Below are 21,131 nucleotides of genomic sequence, written 5' to 3' on the forward strand. Positions count from 1 at the left end.
TACAGGGCACGCATACACCTCGATGTCGAGGACGTGGACGCCGATGCTGCCGTAGGAGATTCCCGCCGACACCGCGCGGACGTCAGTGGCGTGGCGCAGTAGCAGAAGGCCCGGCCCGTGTACTGCTCCCCGCTGAGTTCCATCGCGGGTCCTGTCACCCGCCGACACGACGCATGACACAAGACGCATCACGCATGACGCTCGAGAGCAGGTATGACCACCCGTCAGCGTGAGCGCCGGGCCGCCGACGGGCCGGCCGTACAGCAGGCACTACGTCCACCGGGGGGAGGGCGCCCCCGCAGGATGACCTGCCTGCCTGATCGTGGCGGGCGACCGGAATTCCTAGCGTGGTGGCCAGGCCGCAACGGCGGCTCGACCGATACGCAAGGAGCGACTGATGAGGCCCAAGTTCACCTCACGTGTGGTGCTCACAACGCTGGTGGCCGCGTTGGCCGGCATCGTCACGGCCCCGCCCGCCACGGCCGCGACAGAGACCGAGCCGCTACGCGGTGGGACGTACGCCACGTCGCACAGCCGGGATCTGCAGGCCCAGGTGGACGCGATCATGAAGACCGGGACCGTCGGGGTCGTGGCCCGGTCGACGGGCCCGCGAGGTTCCCGGTACGCGACCGGAGGAGTCGCCGACCGGGCGTCGGGCGACCTGGCACGCCCCGGCGACCGGTTCCGCATCGCCAGCACCACCAAGACGTTCGTGGCGACGGTGATGCTGCAACTCGTCGGCGAGGGGCGCCTGTCGCTGGAGGACACCGTGGAGCGGTGGCTGCCCGGAGCCGTGTTCGGGCACGGCAACGACGGCAGCGCGATCACCGTACGGCAACTGCTGCAACACACCAGCGGCCTGTTCGACTACACCGCGGACTTCCCCGAGTTCGCATCCCTGGCCGGCTATCAGGCCGGCCGCTACACCACCTGGACTCCGGAAGAACTGGTCGCCATCGCGATGCGGCACGCACCGAACTTCCGGCCTGGCACCGGCTGGAGCTACTCCAATACCAACTACATCCTCGCTGGGATGATTGTTGAGAAGGTCACCGGGCACAGTTGGGAGCACGAGGTCACCACACGCCTCATCCGCCCGCTGGGCCTGCGCGACACTCTCGTCCCGAGCACCTACCCGCGGATACCCGGCCGCCACCTGCGGGCCTACTCGGCCTTCGGCGAGGCCGTACCGGAGGCCGACGTCACCGAGTTCAACCCTTCCGCCGGGGGCGCGGCGGGCGCCATGATCAGCACGACGGCTGACCTCTCCCGCTTCTACCAGGCGCTCCTCGCAGGCCGGCTGCTGCGTCCGGCACAGCTCACGGCCATGAAGACGACCGTGCGGGCCCCGGAGTTGGACCCCGGCTGGCCCGGCGTGCGCTACGGTCTCGGCCTGATGGAGGTCCCCCTGTCCTGCGGCGGCTCCTACTTCGGCCACGGGGGCGATGTGCCCGGCTACACGACCCGCAACGGCATCAGCGCGGACGGCCGCCGGGCGGTGGTCCTGAACGCCACCGGGGACGGCTCGTCGGACTCCTCCACCCAGCGGGCCGAGAACCATCTGATCGACACAGAACTCTGCGCGTAGCCACGTGAACCGAGGCCGGGCACCCGCTGTGCGAAGGTGACGCACCGCGGCGGAAAACGACCTCAAGGCGGCGTGCCGAAACTCTTTTGGATCTCGCGGCAACCCCGTGCGGTTCCTGTGGCCACAAGGAGGTGGATTCGATCACCGCGGTGATCGAGCCGGCTCTGTCTGATGAACGGCTGCAAGGAGAACACCCCCCATGAGAAACCCCACGAACGGCGGGCGGCACCGTCGGCGATGGACCGCGACCGGTCTGGTGCTCGGTGTGCCGGCCATCCTGGTGCCGTATCTGCTGTTCGCGCAGGAGGACTCGCAGGCGGCGACGGTCGACGGCGACGCCTACTACCGGCTGGTGTCGGTGCGCAGTGGCAAGGTGCTGGACGTCGACGGGTACTCCACGGCTGACGGCACCCGGATCCAGCAGTGGACGGACCAGAACACCGCCAACCAGCAGTGGCGGCTCAAGCCTGCCGGGGGCGGCTACTACGAGCTGGTGAACCGAAACAGCGGCAAGGTGCTGGGCATCGCGGGCGGTTCGACGGCGAAGTCGGCAGCCGCCGAGCAGCAGACTGATCGTTCGGCCACCTCGCAGGAGTGGCGGATCGATCAGGTGGGCGCCTCGGGTGCCGTGACCCTCACCTCCCGCAGGAGCGCCCAGGTTCTGAGCGTCGCGGGTGACTCTGCGGTCGAGGGCGCGGCGGTCGTCCAGTCTCCCGGCACGGGTGGTGCCGGGCAGAAGTGGAAGCTGGTGAAGGTCGCCGGGGTTGGGGCCACCGGGGAACGGACGGCGGCTGCGGGCGCATCGTACGTGTGGAAGAACGCCCAGGTGGTGGGCGGGGGTTATGTCACAGGGCTGGTGTTCAACCCTCGGGAGAAGGGGCTGCTGTACGCACGCACCGACATGGGTGGCGCCTATCGCTGGGACACCGGGGCGCAGCAGTGGATCCCGCTGACCGACTGGATCGGCGAGAAGGACTGGAACCTGCTGGGAATCGACTCGCTGGCCACCGACCCTGTCGACCCCAAGCGGCTCTACCTGGGGGCGGGCACCTACACCAACGACTGGGCCGGCAACGGCGCGATCCTGCGCTCCACCGACCGGGGCCGCACCTTCCAACGCACTGATCTGCCCTTCAAGCTGGGCGGCAACGAGGACGGCCGCGGGGCCGGTGAACGGCTCGTGGTCGACCCGGCGGACCACCGCACGCTGCTGCTCGGCACCCGCAAGAACGGCCTGTGGCGCAGCAGTGACTACGGGATGACGTGGCGTCAGGTCTCGTCCTTCCCTGTCAAGGACGGGGCGGGCAGCGGCGGCGGCATCTCCTTCGTGACGTACGGCCCGGCCGGAAGCAAGACGGTCTACGTCGGTGTCGGCGACAAGTCCACCTCCCTGTACCGCTCCACCGACGGCGGCAGCACTTGGCAGGCCGTCCCCGGGCAGCCCACCGGCGAACTGCCGCAGCACGGTGTGATCTCCGGTGACGGCTCGTTGTACCTGACGTACACGAACAACCTCGGACCCAACGGCGTGACCGGGGGTTCGGTGTGGAAGTACACGCCGGCGGGCGGTGCGTGGAGGAACGTCTCGCCGTCCCAGGGCAGTTACGGGTTCTCCGGTCTGACCGTCGACCCGCGCAAGCCGTCCACGGTGATGGTCACCACCCTCGGCCGCTGGTGGCCGCAGGACGAGATCTACCGGACCACCGACGGCGGTGCGACCTGGAAGGCACTGGCCGACAAGTCATTGCGGAACGCCTCCGCCGCCCCCTACGTCGGCACCCACACGGGGCACTGGATGACCGCCTTGGCCATCGATCCCTTCGACTCCGGGCATGTGCTGTACGGCACCGGCAACGGCATCCTGCGCAGCAAGGACGCGAACGCCTCCGACAGCGGAGGCACCAGCCACTGGAGCATGGGCGCCCGGGGTCTGGAGGAGACCGCGCTGATGGACGCGATCGCCCCGCCTGGCGGCGCCACCGTCATCACCGCCATGGGCGACCAGGGCGGCTTCCGTCACGACGACCTGACCAAGGTGCCCGCCGGGCGGCTGAAGAACCCGCTGATGACCAACAGCACCGACATCGACTTCGCCCAGTCCAAGCCGTCGATGATGGTCCGCGTCGGCAAGGGCGGTGCACAGGACGGTGCCTACTCCTCCGACGGCGGGCTCACCTGGCACGGTTTCAGGGCGGAGCCGGTGGCCGGCGCTGACAGCGGCCGCATAGCGCTCGCCGCGGACGGCTCCGTCATGGTGTGGACCGAGGCCGGCCAGGCCCCTTATCGCTCGACCGACAAGGGGGCGAGCTGGTCGCGGGTCGCTGGTCTGGGAACCGAAGCCGTGGTGGTCGCCGACCGTTCTGCGGCGAAGACCTTCTACTCGCTGTCCGGTGGAACGCTCTACGGCAGCACCGACGGCGGCGCGACCTTCACCGCCCGCGCCACGGGCCTGCCCAACGGCCGACTCACGGCCGTCCCCGGTGTCGCCGGGGACCTGTGGATCTCCGGCGGCGACACGGGCCTGCTGCACTCCACCGACGGCGGCCGCACCTTCACCACCCTGAGGTCGGTGACATCCGCCTCCGCCCTCGGCTTCGGCAAGGCCAGGCCAGGCACCAACTACCAGGCCCTGTACATGATCGGCACGGTCAGGAACGTCACCGGAGTCTTCCGCTCCACCGACAAGGGCGCGACCTGGATCCGCGTCAACGACAAGGCCCACCAGTGGGGGGCCATCGGCGGGGTCGGTGTCATCACCGGTGACCCCGACACCTTCGGCCGGGTGTATGTCGGCACCAACGGCCGCGGCCTCCAGTACGGCACCCCGTCGTCCTGACCCGCTGACCGTCCCACGGGCGGTTGACGGTTGACGCCGACGGCCCTGCCCCGGCCGCACGACCTCTCACAGGCGTCGCGGTCGGGGCCGAAGGGCGTGATCGCACCACGTCGGGCGAACACGGAACGGCCTCGTGAGCCGGCGACCGCACTCCATGCCGCTGGCTGTCGCGGCAGGGCACCTCCACACGCGAAAGACCCGCGTCACGGGGGCGCTGGACTCTCGCGCCGACGGCTGCCCCTGTTCGCTGTACGCCGAGGGATTTCGGGCGGCGGGATCAACCCAGGAATCGGGCCCCGGCTCTCGTACGCGCGACAGCTCGAGCCGGGGCGACCTCCCACACGGCGGCCCGCGCGCCGGTTTCTGCCTCCCCCGCGGCTCACCAGCAGATTTCGTGCGGGCGTGCGATGTGATCACTCGATCGTGAGTTCTTCCCTGCGTGCCGTGGGTGCGGCGCGATTCTGGGCCGGACGGCGTGTGACCGACGCCGCTCGGACGTTGACGGGAGAACGACGGGCATGACGCAGGGAGCGGGCGGCCGTGAGGGCCTGGACGAGCAGGTGCTGCTGCTGGTGGCCGGAGTGGCCGATCTGGCGGTGAGCACGCTGGGGTCGGCTCTGGGGACGATGCAGGGACTGCTGCGCCGCTCCGACGTCGCGGATCTTGCCGCGGAGGCCGAGCAGGACCTGAGGGCGCGCGGCCGCATCGCGCTGGATCGGTGCGCCACCGTTCCTCCGGCTCACTTGGAGATCCTCGCCCGGCATGCCCTGTCCCGGCGGGTCTCCGGCGATGTCTGAGCAGTGGGAGTCGGCCGCGTTCAAGAGGCGCGTGGACGAGATACTGCGGGATTTCGTCGCGCGGGAAGCCGACCAGCTGACGGGGATCGACCCTGCTCTGGCGCCGGTGGCCGGACAACTGGAGGCGGCGGTCGCCGAGGGCAAGCGCCTGCGGGCGGCGTTCTGCTACTGGGGCTGGCGGGCGGCAGGGCAACCGGACAGTGACGCGCTGCTGCGGGCGGCAACCTCCATGGAGCTGGTGCACGCCGCTGCGATGGTGCACGACGATCTCATCGACGACAGTCCGTTGCGGCACGGCCGGCCCACGGCGCATGTCGCGCTGCGCGGGGCGGTTCGTCGTCGCCCGCGTGCCGTCTCGGCTGCGAGGTCACTGGCGATGCTGGTCGGGGACCTGTTGATGTCTCTGGCAGGGCAGTTGTTCGCCACCAGCGGTCTGCCCGCCGCGTACCTGGCCCGGGCTCGGCCCTTGTGGTCGGCGCTGGCCCGCGAACTGGTCGCGGGCGAGTGCCTGGAGATCCTGCACACCGGAGCCGATCCGGACACCGCGAGATCGCTGAAGGTGATCCGCTACAAGACCGCCAAGTACACGGTCGAACAGCCTCTGTTGATCGGCGGCTTGCTGGGCGGGGCCGGTGAGCGGCTGCGCGAGGGCTACTCCGCCTACGGGCTGCCACTGGGCGAGGCCTTCCAACTGCGGGACGACCTGCTCGGCCTGTTCGGCGATCCGGGACAGACCGGCAAGGCCAACGCCGACGACGTGTGCGCCCATCGACCCACAGCCCTGCTGTCGGAGACCTGGCGTATCGCCGACAAGGACGAGCGGGAGCAGATGCGGGCCCTGTTCGGCCGACGTGACCTGGACAGCGCCGGCTTGGACACGGTCCGGGATCTGATGCGCCGACTGAAGGCACCCGACCGCGTCGAGGACATGATCACCGCGCGGGTCGAGACAGCCCTGGACGCTCTGCACGAGCTCGACGTCCCCGCGCACGCTGCCGCCGCCCTGTCCGCACTGGCGCACACTGCGACGGTCCGCTGGTCCTGAGCTCCCGCACTGCGGCCGGCTGTGCGTGCTCCGTGGTGGCCACCGCCCCGCCTCGCAACACCTCACCTATACAAGGAGTTCCGCCATGAGCTGCACCGAGGCCTCGATGGACGCCCTGCGGCAGGTGGGTGACGACCTCGCCGATGCCGTCGTCGCCGAGCTGTTCGAGCGCGGGGAAGTGGGCAAGTTCAACACCCTGATGCGCTACGTCTCCACCGCCGGAGCCCCCCTGCCTGACGGCCTGCCCGACGTCGCACGCGAGTACCTCCAGGTCACCAGCGTGCCACCGGCCTGGGTGGACTGGAACGAGATGGAGAAGGCCCGGCTGTTCTTCATCGACAACAACGTGCACATCTCCACCGCGCTGTCCTTCGCCTCCATGCCCGCCTGCTACGTCGTCCCACACGTCGCGAAACTGCTGTCAGCCACCCACGGGCTGAGCTACCCGTCCAAGCGCATGGCGGAGACCGGCCAGTTCACCGTGTACCTCATGCAGCCCGACGCCTTCGAGGCAGGCAGCCGGTTCATCCCCGCTGCACAGAAGGTGCGTCTGCTGCACGCCTCCATCCGCCACCACCTGAAGCGGGAGAACCGCTGGGACACCGCGGCGATGGGGACGCCGATCTGTCAGGAGGACATGATCGGCGGGCAGATGTTCTTCTCGCTCCTGGTCCTGGACGGCTTGCACCGACTCGGCATCCACATGAGCGTCGAGGGAGCCGAAGCGTACTTCTACGCCTGGCGTGTGGTCGGCGCGATCCTGGGGATCGACCAGGACGCCGTCCCCAAGACCCTGGAAGAGGCCCGGCAGTTCCTCGATCTGTACATGGTCCGGCACATGGGGCCCTCCGACGAAGGCGCCCGCCTGACCCGGCAACTCATCGACCTCTACGAGGAGGTCGTGCCCGGCACCCTTTTCGACCCCCTCGTCTCCGCCCTGATCCGCTACCTGATCGGCGACACCTGCGCCGACTGGCTTCAGGTCCCCCGCACCTCATGGGACACCGTCGTCAAGACGGTGCCCCACCTGCTCGGCGTGCTGGAGACCATCGAGGACCGCTCTCCCCTCGGGGCCTGGGCGCTGGACCGCCTCGGCCACCTCACCAGCATCTTCGAGTTGTCCTCTCTCACCCGGGGACGCGTCATGCACTACGCCATCCCCGAACAGCTGAAGCAAGACTTCGGTGTCAGCACCACGCTGGGACGCACGCACCGGTGGACACCACCCGTTGGCCTGAAGTGACGTGTTCTTGCGAGCACTTGTGCCCCGGACCACGGCAACCGTCGGAGTGAGGCCAGCCAATTAACTATTCGCGTCTTTCAATCGGTGTTTAAAGCAAGCGCCCTGATGGATCGTCATAAGGTTCTTTACAGGAGCTTCACAAATCCTGATGCAACCTTGACGAAGTGTGATGGAGGTCATGAGTGGGGTGTGCGAATTGCCACGCTATGCGTGGCTTTCCGTGCTCGACCTAGGGCTGGCTTCGTGTTTGCATGATGAAGAGGATGGTGATCGCCGGGGTGAGGGCTTCTCGCTCTGGGCGTAAGTAAGCCACTTCACGGGGGAGTTGGAACGCGCGCGTCAGAGCGATGCCGATAAGGCGTTCCTGTGCCCCCGAAAAGGCGAGACCGGTGACGACCGTCCGGTCTTCAATGACGAATTGGGGGATTGCAGTGAAGAAATACGGCAGAATGCCCGCGCGGTCGCAGCGCGGGAGGATTGTGCTGCGCGCACTGGGTGCGGCCGCGGTCGGCGCCCTGGCATGGATCACGGCGACCACGGGCATTCCCGGCGGGTCCTCGCAGGAGGCGGGCCCCGCCGCACTGGTCGCGGGGGAGACCCCCGGTTACGCGGTGGAGGACTTCAACTACCCGCTGGCGGACAAGATCCTGGCCGAGAAGAAGATCCTCCTCAAGCGCGGGGACGGGCACATCACCCTGGCTGACTGTGCGAGCGGGACCGGTCTGCTGGAGATCATGGCCCGTGACAAAGCGGACAAGATCTGCTTCAAGGTGGTGGGCAGCTCCGGCTGGCTGACCCTGGAGATCCCCGCGGTCTACGCGATCAAGGGCAACGACTACACGACGGCGGTCGACATGACCGTGGGCACCGAGGAGAAGTCGTTCGACGTCCTCAAGAACTCCTGGACGCCGGTGGGCGAGGCCGCGGACCCGGAGGGCCGAGATCACATGCTCGTCGAGATCAGGTCCTCCAAGTAAACGCAGCCAACATTGTCATGCTCACCGCAGCGCAGCCCGATGCCCACGGGCCGCGTGGCCCTCGTGTCTAGGAATCAACACTCATGCACCTCTTCAGACGTCACCGTCTCTCCACGTTCGCCGCTGCCCTTCTCGCAGCCCCCCTCGTGCTGGGTGCCGTACCGGTCGCTACCGGCTCGGCTTCGGCGTTGGGTGGGGTCGATGCTCCGGCGGAGCTGACCTTTGTTGCGAAGGTCAATGTGGGTGAGCAGTCTGCCTGTACGGGCACTCTCGTCGACCCGCAGTGGGTTCTGACGGCGGCCAGTTGCTTTGCCGCGGATGGCAAGCTTTCCGCGGGTAAGCCCGCTGTCGCTACCACGGTCACGGTCGGCCGCACCGACCTGGCGCAGACCGGTGGGAGTGTTCAGCAGGCTCTTTGGCTTGTTCCGCACGCCGACCGTGACCTGGTCCTGGTCAGGCTGGCCGCCCGGGTCACCGATCCCGCCGTCAAGCCCGTGCGGCTGGCGACGACGCCGACTGTCGCGGGGGAGGAGTTGGTGCAGGCCGGGTTCGGGCGTACGAAGACCGAGTGGGTGCCCGACAAGCTGCACACCGGCACCTTCACCGTCGCCGCCACCACGAGCACGACGGTGGACCTCAACGGCTCCGACACCGCGACCGTCTGCAAGGGCGACGCCGGCGGCCCGGCCCTGCGCACGGTCAACGGCATTACGGAGCTCGTCGCCGTCAACTCCCGCTCCTCGCAGGGCGGATGTCTCGGCATCGACCCCGCCGAGACCCGTACCGGCGCCGTAGACACCCGCGTCGACGACCTGGGCACCTGGGTCAAGGAAGTCTTCAGCCGAGAGAAGATCACACCGGCGGACATCGACGGTGACGCCAAGGACGACCTGGTCCTGCAGCGCATCGACGGTTCCGTCGTCGTCCACCGCAACCTCGGCAGCAGCTTCGGTGCCGGCACCGTCATGTCCGCCGGATGGAGCCGTTTCCTCACCGGTACGGACATGGGTCGTCTGTACTTCGCTGACATCACGGGCGATGGCAAGGCTGACCTCATCGTTCATGGCACTGATGGCAATATCGCCGTTCGTAAGAACATGGGCACGTATTTTGATGGTGGCACGCACTGGAGCGCAGGTTGGGGTCGTTTCGTCACCGGTACGGACATGGGTCGTCTGTACTTCGCTGACATCACGGGCGATGGCAAGGCTGACCTCATCGTTCATGGCACTGATGGCAATATCGCCGTTCGTAAGAACATGGGCACGTATTTTGATGGTGGCACGCACTGGAGCGCAGGTTGGGGTCGTTTCGTCACCGGTACGGACATGGGGCGTCTGTACTTCGCTGACATCACGGGCGATGGCAAGGCCGATCTCATCGTTCATGGCACTGATGGCAATGTCTCGGTCCGTAAGAACATGGGCACGTATTTTGATGGCGGCACGCACTGGAGCGCAGGTTGGGGCCGATTCGTCACCGGTACCGACATGGGCCGCCTCCGCTTCGGCGATGCCACCGGTGACGGCAAGGCCGACCTGTTCGTCCACACGATCGGGGACGGCAAAGTCGCCGTCCGCAAGAACATGGGCACCTACTTCGACGGCGGAACCGTGATGATCACCCTCTGACAAGAGCGATTCCTCTGGCGCCACGCCGGAGAAACCGGCCACGGCCGCAGCTGACCCTGCTCCGCCCCACCGCCTCACCGCCCTCTGCACCGGAACCGACGCTCGACGCCGGTTCGCCCCACATCGGCGTTCCGGTTCGGAGGGCGGTCGCGCTCATCGCAGTCACAACCAGCCGACGTCACACGACACTTCACCCCAGGGACCCCCATGACCGTAAAACGTTCCCGATTGATGTGGGCGACCAGTACCGCGGTCGTCCTCGCCACCTTGGCGACCACCACCACGGCCTCGGCGTTGGGTGGGGTCGATGCTCCGGCGGAGCTGACCTTTGTTGCGAAGGTCAATGTGGGTGAGCAGTCTGCTTGTACTGGCACTCTCGTCGACCCGCAGTGGGTTCTGACGGCGGCCAGTTGCTTTGCCGCGGACGGCAAGCTTTCCGCGGGTAGGCCCGCTGTCGCCACCACGGTCACGGTCGGTCGCACCGACCTGGCGCAGACCGGTGGGAGTGTTCAGCAGGCTCTTTGGCTTGTTCCGCACGCCGACCGTGACCTGGTCCTGGTCAGGCTGGCCGCCCGGGTCACCGATCCCGCGGTCAAGCCCGTGCGGCTGGCGACGACGCCGGCTGTCGCGGGGGAGGAGTTGGTGCAGGCCGGGTTCGGGCGTACGAAGACCGAGTGGGTGCCGGACAAGCTGCACACCGGCACGTTCACCGTCGCCGCGACCGCGGCCACGACGGTGGACCTCAACGGCTCTGACACCGCGACCGTCTGCAAGGGCGACGCCGGCGGCCCCGCCCTGCGCACCGTCAACGGCACCACCGAGCTCGTCGCCGTCAACTCCCGCTCCTGGCAGGGCGGATGCCTCGGCATCGACCCAGCCGAGACCCGTACCGGTGCCGTCGACACCCGCGTCGACGACCTGAGCAACTGGGTGGCCTCCACCGTCGCCGTCCCCCACGTCACTGACCACACCGGCGACGGCAAGTCCGACGTCGCGTACCTGTACAACTCCGGGGCCAACGCCGACGGCACCAACCACACGGCCTTGTGGTTGCAGACCTCCACCGGCAGCGGCTTCAACGCGCCGGCGAAGTCATGGGATTCCGGCACTGGTTCCTGGGACTGGAACCGCAGCAAGACGGTGTCCGGCGATTTCAACGGAGACGGTCTCGCCGACGTCGGCGTGCTCTACAAGTACGCCAACACCTCCGACGGGCGCGGACACACCGCGCTCTGGACCTTCACTTCCACCAGCAGCGGATTCAAAGCACCGGTCAAGGTGTGGGATTCCGGTGACGGTTCGTGGACTTGGGACAGTTCCGCTCCGGTGGCGGGTGACTTCAACGGTGATGGTCTCGGCGATGTTGGTGTGCTCTATAAGTACGCGAGCACTTCTGACGGGCGGGGGCACACTGCGTTGTGGACGTTCACCTCGACCGGTTCTGGCATGAGTGCGCCGGTGAGGAAGTGGGATTCTGGTGACGGTTCGTGGACTTGGGACAGTTCCGCTCCGGTGGCGGGTGACTTCAACGGTGACGGTCTCGGTGACGTTGGTGTGCTCTATAAGTACGCGAGCACTTCTGACGGGCGCGGTCACACCGCGCTGTGGACCTTCACTTCCACTGGTTCTGGCATGAGTGCACCGGTGAGGAAGTGGGATTCCGGTGATGGTTCGTGGACTTGGGACAGTTCCGCTCCGGTGGCGGGTGACTTCAACGGTGACGGTCTCGGCGATGTTGGTGTCCTCTACAAGTACGCCAACACCTCCGACGGACGTGGTCACACCGCGCTGTGGACGTTCACCTCGACCGGTTCTGGCGTGAGTGCGCCGGTGAGGAAGTGGGACTCTGGCGACGGTTCGTGGACCTGGGACAATTCCGCCTTGATCGCGGGTGACTTCAATGGTGACGGCAAGTCCGACGTCGGCGCCTTCTACAAGTACGCCAACACCTCCGACGGACGCGGTCACTCGGCCTTGTGGACCTTCACCTCCACCGGCACCGGCATCAACGCACCCGTCAAGGTCTGGGACTCCGGCACCGGATCCTGGACCTGGGACCGGACCAAGGTCGCCTGACCACGCGTCAGATCGCACCGGCATCGTGAAGACGTGGTCCCGCGCGGCCGGCGAGGCCTCAAGGGACGCCATACCGTGTGCCAGGGACCACGCCTCCACTGAACTCATCAACCACTGACGGCACTGGAAGCCTGGAAGTCCGCGTCGCGGGGTGTGCGGCCGCCTCTCACGGCCGCACACCGCACACCAGGCTGCCAGGTCCGGCGGCACGACACCGAACCGCGCGCACGAGCACTCAACGCTCGCGACCACCAAAGGTGCTGCCGTGGTGAGCAGGGCGGGAGGGCGCGCCGGTGAGGGTGCAACCCGGCCGGGACAGGTCCAGTTGTGACCCCGCCGTAAGGCAGTCGCCGAGCATATGAACCTGCTGGCCGTAACTACGGCCCTGCACGGATGTTACGGCTCCACCCTGATCCACCTCACAGGGGTTGTTGTCGGTGCACTGCTCACCGGACTCGTTATGGGTGTTGTGGATGCCCACGACCGTGCTGCCATCAGGGGCGAGCAGCGCCGAACCTGAGGTGCCGTGCCAGGGGGCGCAGCCCTCGCCGGTGGCATAACGGATCGAGTGTTCCTGCTGGTAGCCGCCCTCGCGCAGGTGCGCCACCACGGCTTCGGCGGTGCAGTCGAGCCGACCGCCGCTGTAGGCCAAGGTCAGCGGATCACCTGCGCGTACGGCGGTTGAGGTGAGCCGGAAGACCTTCGCACGCTCGGCCTTCAGCTGTGCGTAGGTCTTGTCCAGGCGGTAGAGGGCGATGTCGGTTCCGGTCATCGTCGCGTACACCAACCGATCGGCACGGGCGATGGTCCGGGGATAACCCTGAGGATCGGCGATCGGCACCTCACGGTCGGCGGGCTGGTCCACCAACGCGCCACCAGGTGCGGGCAGTTGTCCCTGCACGCAGTGACCGTTGGTCAGCAGCAACGCCCGGTCCTGCGGCCGGGACACCGCCGTAGTGATCACTGAACCCACGCAGTTGCCCAGATCCGTGGCACCTTCCACGTTCGGGATCTGGTCGTCAGGGGGCACGTCGGTGCCGCTGATGATGCCGTTGATCCAGTCGGTGTGCCGGGTGACATCGGTGTAGAGCGTCTTGCCGCTCTCGTCGGGACCGCTGACCACGCCGGCCACCGCCCACCGGCCCCCTTGGCGGACCAGCGCCGGTCCTCCGGAGTCCATGTTCGACGCGGCGACACGGCCGTCGGCGCTGCCGACGCACAACTCTCCGACGGACGCGGCTGACGGACACGCCGAGATCGGCTGCACCACGGTGTCAGCCTCTCGCAACCGGGTGGGGAAACACGCCACGTTGCCGCTGTCCTCGCAGGTCATACCCCACCCCATGATGCGTACGGGTGTGCCGGCCGGCGGTGTGGCCGACGCGATCGGCACCGGCTTGGCCCGAACCGGACTCCGTAGGTGCATCAACGCCGCGTCCCTGCCCCAGAAGCCTCCTTCATCGCGGCTGGTCGCGAGCCGGTAGTAATGATCGACCGCGGCGACCTCACCTCCGGACGCGGTGTCCAGGGACCCGACCCGAACCTTCCAGCCGCGTGGAACGCCCACCTTCGCGTTGGTCGGGTTCTTACCGGCACAGTGGCTGGCGGTCAGTACCCATTGCGGTGCGAGGACCATCACTCCGCACCCGTGCCCGTCCGGACGCGGCGGCGCCGGGTAGGCAGGCTGGAACGAGCCCATGAACGAGTACGCCCGGGTTGACTCGGTGCCACCCACGATGGCCTGCGCCGACGGGGCAGCCATCAGGGCCGCGGTCAGCGCGACCCCCGTCGCCAGGGCGGCAGCCGCCCTCACACCGATGCACTTGAGCACGCGTGCAACTCCCTTCATTTGCCGCCGGTTACCGCGCCGACGGGCCTGCACGGAGTGGCAGCACCGGGCCGCCCCCGTCCGGCCTCGATCTTCGGCCGAGCACTCTTCCGGTCGGCGTCATCCGCGTACCAGGCACACCTCGACAAGGGCTCGGTCGTGTATCAGCGGAACCTCACTCCAGAAATCGAGACTCGGAGCGGTGGTCAAGTCGGTCACTGAGGGTGCTCAGGGCCCACACCGAGACGCTGCGGGAACAGGTGAACCACCCAAGTTGGCTCGCGCCATGCGGACCAACGGGCTCGTCGTCCTGCACCTGCGCAGCAGAGGCATCGAACCTCGAACGGCGCCGTCATGAAGGCCACCGACCCCTGGCGGTGGTCGAGCGAACCCGCGGCCGTCTCGACGCAGCCATGGCGCACACCAAACACAGTTCGCGCTCCAATAGGCATCACGTGATCACCGGCTCGCTGTGGAGAACGACGCAGTCCTGAGGCTGACTTGAGCGGGTGAATCAGCTCTGGGCGTCGTTGATCGGTGTCGTACTCGGCGGGAGCATGTCCTACCTGGCCCAGTTCACCACCGCACGCCAGGCTGCCCGCACCGAGGACAAGCGCCAGGCCACGCAACTGGCCGAGGCCCGTCGTGCCGAACGACTCGATGTCATAAGGGAATTCATCCGGCTCACTCAGCAAGGCATACGTCTCGCCGAGGACCGTTACGAGGCATCGGGCTGGTCCTCCGGCGGCACACCGGAGTGGCTCACTGCCGCGCGGGCCCTCATCGAACGCCTCTGGATCTGCGAGCGGATGATCCTGGTCCTCACCGGCCCGGAGCTCCACCAGCTCGCCTGGAACTACGCGAGCGCGGTGAACCACGTCTTGTGGGAGGACCTCGGCGGACCCGACGCAGCGTGGGACCACCTGCGCGGTCCCATGAACGTCTTCCTCAACGCCGCTCACGGGAAGCTGGGCTGACCCGGCCCCGAAGCCGTGCCGGCCTCCGCCTCATCCCACATACTCAACCGTCGGCAGCTCGAGCTGCCCGAGCCCTCACCAAACCCGGGCACACTCCAAGAACGACGGAGCCTTGGGGGCAACGTCGTACATGCGGGTCCAGTCACAGGAAGGCCTCGGGGGATCAGCCAAGACGCCCTCGGGACGGGTCAACCGGCCCTCCGGGACTATCGCTCGCAGCACGGCATTGGCGGTGTGTGCGGAGGGGGGAGAGACGCGAAAGCGGGTCGTCGTCGCGCCGACCGGCCGACCGGAGGGCGACACGCTGGTCCGGCGGGGCTCCCGGATCGCCGCCCGGTCGGCTGGCGGCGATCTGCTGGTCCGGCTGACCTGCGAGAGCCACAGCCTGGGCCGTCCCGTCGCCGCGTACGTGCGCGAGGTCGCCACACCGGAACACGGCCACCCAGGTCGCCGTCCTGTGGCGCAGTCGTCGCCCACGCGGTGCGCAGAGAGATGGACACCGTGATCTGCGGCTGCGTTTCCGGCTGCTGTGACCCGCGCCTCCTACGGCGTCAGGGTCCCGTCAAAGGTGCGGGGGCCGCCGTAAGAGAGGCGTCAACGCCTGCGGAATCCGGCCAGAAGGGCGGTTTCCTCTAATCGTCCGTTCCACCCGAACCTCACTACAGGAGTTCGCGATGGCCGATCTGGCCTTCGTCGTCACCACAGTCGCGGTGTTCGCGCTGGTGGCCCTCGTCGCCAAGGGGGTGACGAAGCTGTGACCGCCGAAAACGTCGTCGGCCTGATCGTGGCTGTCGCCCTGCTGGGCTATCTCGTCCTCGCCCTGATCTTCCCGGAGAGGTTCTGAGACACAGCATGGGTCCCGTACTCGCCGGCGTGCTCCAGCTGCTCGCGCTCATAGCGGCGCTGGCTCTCGCCTACGTCCCCCTCGGCAACTACATGGCCAGGGTCTACTCCTCCGACAAGCACTGGCGCGTCGAGAAGTGGATCTACAAGGGCATCGGTGCTGATCCGAACACCGAGATGCGCTGGCCTGCCTACCTGCGCGGCGTCCTCGCCTTCTCGGCCGTGAGCGTCGTCTTCCTCTACCTGCTCCAGCGGCTCCAGGGCCATCTGCCCGGCTCGCTCGGCTTCAAGGCGATCGACCCGGACCAGGCGTTCAACACCGCTGCGTCCTTCGTCACCAACACCAACTGGCAGTCGTACTACGGTGAGCAGGCCATGGGCCACGTCGTGCAGACCGCCGGGCTCGCGGTGCAGAACTTCGTATCGGCCGCAGTCGGTATCACCGTGGCCGTAGCGTTGGTGCGCGGATTCGCCCGCTCCCGCACCGGGGAACTGGGCAACTTCTGGTCGGACCTGGTGCGCGGTGTGACCCGCATCCTGCTGCCGCTCTCCGTCGTCGCCGCGATCGTCCTGGTCGCCTGCGGCGCCATCCAGAACTTCTCCGGCATCCACGAGGTCGGCCAGTTCATGGGCGGCCACCAGCAGTGGAACGGCGGCGCGGTCGCCTCCCAGGAGGCCATCAAGGAGCTGGGCACGAACGGCGGCGGCTACTTCAACGCCAACTCCGCTCACCCCTTCGAGAACCCGACCCCGTTCACGAACCTCTTCGAGATCTTCCTGCTGCTGGTCATCCCGGTCGCGCTGACCCGCACCTTCGGCATCATGGTCGGCTCCCTCAAACAGGGCTACGCGATCCTGGCCACCATGGCCACCATCTGGGTCGGCTTCATCGCGCTCATGATGTGGACCGAGTTCGCCCACCACGGTCCGGCGCTCCAGATCGCGGGCGGGGCAATGGAAGGCAAGGAGCAGCGCATCGGAGTCGGCGCCTCGTCGATCTTCGCCGTGTCGACCACGCTCACCTCGACCGGAGCGGTGGACTCCTTCCACTCCTCGTTCACCGGCCTGGGCGGCGGGATCACCATGCTGGGCATGCAGTTGGGCGAGATCGCGCCCGGCGGCACCGGTTCCGGTCTCTACGGCATGCTGGTCATGGCGATCATCGCGGTGTTCATCGCCGGGCTGATGGTGGGCCGCACCCCCGAGTACCTGGGAAAGAAGATCGGCACCCGCGAGATCAAGTTCGCGGCCTGCTACATCCTCATCACCCCGGCGCTGGTGCTCATCTTCACCGCCGCCGCGATGGCCCTGCCCACCCCGGGCCACTCGATGACCAACAGCGGCGCGCACGGATTCTCCGAGATCCTGTACGCCTACAGCTCGGCCGCGAACAACAACGGCTCCGCCTTCGCCGGTCTGAACGCCGACACCCAGTGGTTCAACAGCACGCTGGGGCTGGCCATGGTGCTGGGCCGTTTCCTGCCGATGGTGTTCGTACTGGCGCTGGCCGGTTCGCTCGCCGAGCAGAAGCCGGTGCCGGCCACCGCGGGCACCCTGCGCACCGAGAAGCCGCTGTTCACCGGCCTGCTGGTGGGCGCGATCCTGATCATCACCGGTCTGACCTACTTCCCGGCCCTCGCGCTGGGCCCGCTCGCCGAGGGGCTGGCGTCATGACGACCGACACGCACACGCAAGAGGACTCGATGTCCACAGCCACCCCGACCCGGGCACCCCACCAGGACGTCCCCACCGGTCACAAGGAGAGCCGTGTCGGCGCGGGCCTCTTCGACCCCAAGCAGCTGCTGAAGTCGCTGCCGGACTCCTGCCGCAAGCTCGACCCGCGGGTGATGGTCAAGTCGCCCGTGATGTTCGTGGTGTGGATCGGCTCGGTGCTGACCACCGTCTTCTCCTTCAAGGACCCGGGCGACTGGTTCGGCTGGACCATCAGTGCCTGGCTGTGGCTGACCGTCGTCTTCGCCAACCTGGCGGAGGCGGTCGCCGAGGGCCGCGGCAAGGCCCAGGCCGACACCCTGCGCAAGGCCAAGACCGACACGGTCGCCCGGCGCCTCGTGGGGGAGTCCGAGGAGCAGGTGCCCGGCACCGAGCTGAAGATCGGTGACCTGGTCGTCTGCGAGGCCGGCGACATCATCCCCGGCGACGGGGACGTCGTTGAGGGCGTGGCATCCGTGGACGAGTCGGCGATCACCGGGGAGTCGGCGCCGGTCATCCGGGAGTCCGGCGGTGACCGGTCCGCGGTGACCGGTGGCACGAAGGTCCTCTCCGACCGCATCGTCGTCAAGATCACGACGAAGCCCGGTGAGACCTTCATCGACCGGATGATCAACCTGGTCGAGGGCGCGGCCCGGCAGAAGACGCCGAACGAGATCGCCCTGAACATCCTGCTCGCCTCGCTGACGATCGTGTTCCTGCTGGCAGTGGCGACCCTGCCGCCGTTCGCGGACTACGCGGGCACCCATCTGACGATGGTCGTGCTGGTCGCCCTGCTGGTCTGCCTCATCCCGACGACGATCGGGGCGCTGCTGTCCGCGATCGGCATCGCGGGCATGGACCGGCTGGTGCAGCGCAACGTGCTGGCCATGTCCGGCCGTGCGGTCGAGGCCGCCGGTGACGTCTCCACCCTGCTGCTCGACAAGACCGGCACCATCACGCTCGGCAACCGTCAGGCGTCCGAGTTCGTTCCGGTGAGCGGGACCACGGAGGCCGAACTGGCCGACGCCGCCCAGCTGTCCTCGCTGGCCGACGAGACGCCCGAGGGCCGCTCCATCGTCGTCCTGGCGAAGGAGGCGTACGGCCTGCGCGAGCGCCACCAGGGCGAGGTGACCGGCGCGGAGTGGATCGCGTTCACCGCACAGACCCGGATGTCCGGCGTGGACGTCGACGGTCGGAAGATCCGCAAGGGTGCGGCCGGCTCGGTTGTCGCCTGGGTCCGGGAGCAGGGCGGTGCGGTGTCCGAGGACGCTGCCGCGCTCACCGACCGGATCTCCGAGGCGGGCGGCACTCCCCTGCTGGTCGCGGTCGAGGACACCGAGGGTGCCCGCGTCCTGGGCGTCATCCACCTCAAGGACGTCGTCAAGGAGGGCATGCGGGAGCGGTTCGACGAGCTGCGCCGCATGGGCATCAAGACCGTCATGATCACCGGTGACAATCCGCTGACGGCGAAGGCGATCGCCGAGGAGGCCGGTGTCGACGACTTCCTCGCGGAGGCCACCCCCGAGGACAAGATGGCCCTGATCAAGCGGGAGCAGGCGGGCGGCAAGCTCGTCGCGATGACCGGGGACGGCACCAACGACGCCCCGGCCCTTGCGCAGGCGGACGTGGGCGTGGCGATGAACACGGGCACGTCGGCCGCGAAGGAGGCCGGCAACATGGTCGACCTCGACTCGAATCCGACCAAGCTCATCGAGATCGTCGAGATCGGCAAGCAGCTCCTCATCACCCGGGGCGCGTTGACGACGTTCTCCATAGCCAACGACGTGGCGAAGTACTTCGCGATCATCCCGGCGCTGTTCGCGGCGGTCTACCCGGGCCTGGACAGGCTCAACATCATGGGCCTGTCCTCGCCGGACTCCGCGATCCTGTCCGCCGTCATCTTCAATGCTTTGATCATCATCGCGCTGGTCCCGCTGTCCCTGCGGGGTGTGCAGTACCGGCCGGTCAGCGCTGACAAGATGCTCCGCCGCAACCTCACGATCTACGGCATCGGCGGCCTGATCGCCCCCTTCATCGGCATCAAGCTCATCGACCTGCTCATCTCCCTCATCCCCGGAATCGGCTGATCCTCATGAACAACTCGGTTATGAACACCGCCCGGTTGCTCTGGGCCGGCCTGCGCGCCCTGCTCGTGCTGACCCTGGTGACCGGTGTCATCTACCCGCTGGTGGTGACCGGTATCGCCCAGGGGCTGTTCCGCGACCAGGCCAACGGCTCCGAGATCACATCGGACGGCGAGGTCGTCGGCTCGTCCCTGATCGGGCAGTCGTACAGCCTGCCGCAGAAGACAGGCCAGGAGACCCCGGAACCCGATCTGAAGTGGTTCCAGGGGCGCCCGCAGAACGGCCTCGGCAGCAACAGCGTCAACACCCAGTACAAGCTGATCCTCTCCGGCGCGACCAACCGGTCCGCCGACAACAAGGACCTGATCGACTGGGTGAGCGCCGCCAAGAAGGCCGTCATCGAGGACAACTCCGTGAACGGCTACACGGTCAAGCCGTCCGAGGTGCCCGCCGACGCGGTGACCTCCTCCGGTTCCGGCCTGGATCCGGACATCTCCCCGCAGTACGCGGACATCCAGGTCCACCGGATCGCCGAGAAGAACGGCCTGTCCGTGGCCCAGGTCCAGAAGCTGGTCGACGACCACACCGAGAGCCGCACCCTCGGCTTCATCGGCGAGCCGCGGGTGAACGTCCTCGAACTCAACATCGCGCTCAAGGAACTCGCGGCGAAGAGCTGAGGGCGTTACGCGACCCCACAGGGGAGTTGGCGGATCCAGGGAGAACCGGGTTCCGCCAACTCCCGCACTCACAAGGTCGCCCGCAATATCTCCGGCACTTACAGCCCGACGTATGACAGGAAAGGCGCACGCCCATGACACGGGTGCTTGTGGTGGAGGACGACCCGCAGCTCGTACGGGCCCTCATCATCAATCTCCAGGCACGCCAGTACGGGGTCGACGCGGCACCCGACGGCACCACCGCGCTCCGGCTCGCGACCGCCCGTCAGCCCGACGTGGTCCTCCTCGACCTCGGGCTGCCCGACATGGACGGCGTCGACGTCATCAAGGGGCTGCGGGCCTGGACCAGGGTGCCGATCCTCGTCCTGTCCGCGCGGCAGGCGTCCGACGAGAAGGTCGCCGCGCTGGACGCCGGCGCCGACGACTACGTCACCAAGCCGTTCAGCATGAACGAACTCCTCGCCCGGCTGCGGGCCGCCGTCCGCCGCACCGAGGAAGTACCGCTCGCACCGGGGGCGACCCTGGTCGAGACGGCTGACTTCACCATCGACCTGCTCGCCAAGAAGGCCATACGGGGCGATCACGACGTACGGCTCACACCTACCGAGTGGCACCTGCTGGAGATCCTGGTCACCAGCCCGGGGCGGCTGATCACGCAGAAGCACCTGCTCCAGGAGGTCTGGGGCGTCTCCCAGACCAACAAGACCAACTACCTGCGCGTCTACATGGCCCAGCTGCGGCGCAAACTGGAAACAGACCCCGCTCACCCCCGCTATCTCATCACCGAGCCCGGCATGGGCTACCGCTTCGAAGGATGAA

Annotated in this window: 15 protein-coding genes; 14 read left to right on the top strand and 1 reads right to left on the bottom strand. The window is 67.7% G+C overall.

What is annotated here, in order from left to right; genetic code table 11:
* Window positions 1–397: 397 nt before the first annotated feature.
* From AOJ26_RS06105 to AOJ26_RS06140, 8 genes are all read left to right on the top strand, one after another.
* Window positions 398–1,588 carry a serine hydrolase domain-containing protein gene (locus tag AOJ26_RS06105; RefSeq protein ID WP_053847135.1) on the top strand — a complete coding sequence of 397 codons (1,191 nt, stop codon included), beginning with the start codon at window positions 398–400 and terminating at the stop codon, window positions 1,586–1,588.
* 199 nt (window positions 1,589–1,787) lie between these two features.
* Window positions 1,788–4,424 carry an RICIN domain-containing protein gene (locus tag AOJ26_RS06110; RefSeq protein WP_053847136.1) on the top strand — a complete coding sequence of 879 codons (2,637 nt, stop codon included), beginning with the start codon at window positions 1,788–1,790 and terminating at the stop codon, window positions 4,422–4,424.
* Window positions 4,425–4,942: 518 nt separating this feature from the next.
* Window positions 4,943–5,221, top strand: coding sequence for a hypothetical protein (locus AOJ26_RS06115; protein ID WP_053847137.1), 279 nt, complete (start codon window positions 4,943–4,945; stop codon window positions 5,219–5,221).
* Window positions 5,214–6,266, top strand: coding sequence for a polyprenyl synthetase family protein (locus AOJ26_RS06120; RefSeq protein ID WP_053847138.1), 1,053 nt, complete (start codon window positions 5,214–5,216; stop codon window positions 6,264–6,266). Before AOJ26_RS06115 ends, AOJ26_RS06120 begins: the two co-directional genes overlap by 8 nt.
* Before the next feature lie 85 nt (window positions 6,267–6,351).
* A complete protein-coding gene (locus tag AOJ26_RS06125; protein WP_053847139.1) occupies window positions 6,352–7,509 on the top strand; it encodes an oxygenase MpaB family protein in 1,158 nt (385 codons plus the stop codon).
* A 449-nt stretch (window positions 7,510–7,958) separates the two neighbouring features.
* Window positions 7,959–8,486 carry a hypothetical protein gene (locus tag AOJ26_RS06130; protein WP_234358465.1) on the top strand — a complete coding sequence of 176 codons (528 nt, stop codon included), beginning with the start codon at window positions 7,959–7,961 and terminating at the stop codon, window positions 8,484–8,486.
* A gap of 83 nt (window positions 8,487–8,569) precedes the next feature.
* Window positions 8,570–10,117 (top strand): FG-GAP-like repeat-containing protein, encoded by a 1,548-nt coding sequence (locus tag AOJ26_RS06135; protein ID WP_078959766.1) that lies wholly within the window; start codon window positions 8,570–8,572, stop codon window positions 10,115–10,117.
* A 207-nt stretch (window positions 10,118–10,324) separates the two neighbouring features.
* Entirely contained in the window at window positions 10,325–12,193 is a 1,869-nt protein-coding gene (locus AOJ26_RS06140) for a trypsin-like serine protease (protein WP_086724140.1), read from the top strand.
* A 235-nt stretch (window positions 12,194–12,428) separates the two neighbouring features.
* Here AOJ26_RS06140 and AOJ26_RS06145 read toward each other — a convergent pair whose 3' ends face one another.
* A complete protein-coding gene (locus AOJ26_RS06145; protein WP_218780928.1) occupies window positions 12,429–14,024 on the bottom strand; it encodes a trypsin-like serine protease in 1,596 nt (531 codons plus the stop codon).
* A gap of 506 nt (window positions 14,025–14,530) precedes the next feature.
* On the opposite strand from AOJ26_RS06145, the gene AOJ26_RS06150 reads away from it, so the two are divergent.
* From AOJ26_RS06150 to AOJ26_RS06170, 6 genes are all read left to right on the top strand, one after another.
* A complete protein-coding gene (locus AOJ26_RS06150) occupies window positions 14,531–14,998 on the top strand; it encodes a hypothetical protein (protein WP_053847141.1) in 468 nt (155 codons plus the stop codon).
* 754 nt (window positions 14,999–15,752) lie between these two features.
* Window positions 15,753–15,842 (top strand): K(+)-transporting ATPase subunit F, encoded by a 90-nt coding sequence (gene kdpF, locus AOJ26_RS41265; RefSeq protein ID WP_018566520.1) that lies wholly within the window; start codon window positions 15,753–15,755, stop codon window positions 15,840–15,842.
* An 8-nt stretch (window positions 15,843–15,850) separates the two neighbouring features.
* Window positions 15,851–17,515, top strand: coding sequence for a potassium-transporting ATPase subunit KdpA (kdpA, locus tag AOJ26_RS06155; protein WP_053847142.1), 1,665 nt, complete (start codon window positions 15,851–15,853; stop codon window positions 17,513–17,515).
* Window positions 17,512–19,638, top strand: coding sequence for a potassium-transporting ATPase subunit KdpB (kdpB, locus tag AOJ26_RS06160; RefSeq protein WP_179200279.1), 2,127 nt, complete (start codon window positions 17,512–17,514; stop codon window positions 19,636–19,638). The genes kdpA and kdpB overlap by 4 nt, the downstream gene beginning before the upstream one ends.
* A 5-nt stretch (window positions 19,639–19,643) precedes the next feature.
* Window positions 19,644–20,312 carry a potassium-transporting ATPase subunit C gene (locus tag AOJ26_RS06165; protein WP_053847143.1) on the top strand — a complete coding sequence of 223 codons (669 nt, stop codon included), beginning with the start codon at window positions 19,644–19,646 and terminating at the stop codon, window positions 20,310–20,312.
* Between the two features lie 134 nt (window positions 20,313–20,446).
* Complete coding sequence (locus AOJ26_RS06170; protein ID WP_053847144.1) at window positions 20,447–21,130, top strand: response regulator; 684 nt, start codon at window positions 20,447–20,449, stop codon at window positions 21,128–21,130.
* The last annotated feature ends 1 nt before the right edge of the window (window position 21,131 follow it).

It is taken from the genome of Streptomyces sp. NRRL B-24085 (genome assembly GCF_001282115.1).
GTDB lineage: Bacteria > Actinomycetota > Actinomycetes > Streptomycetales > Streptomycetaceae > Streptomyces.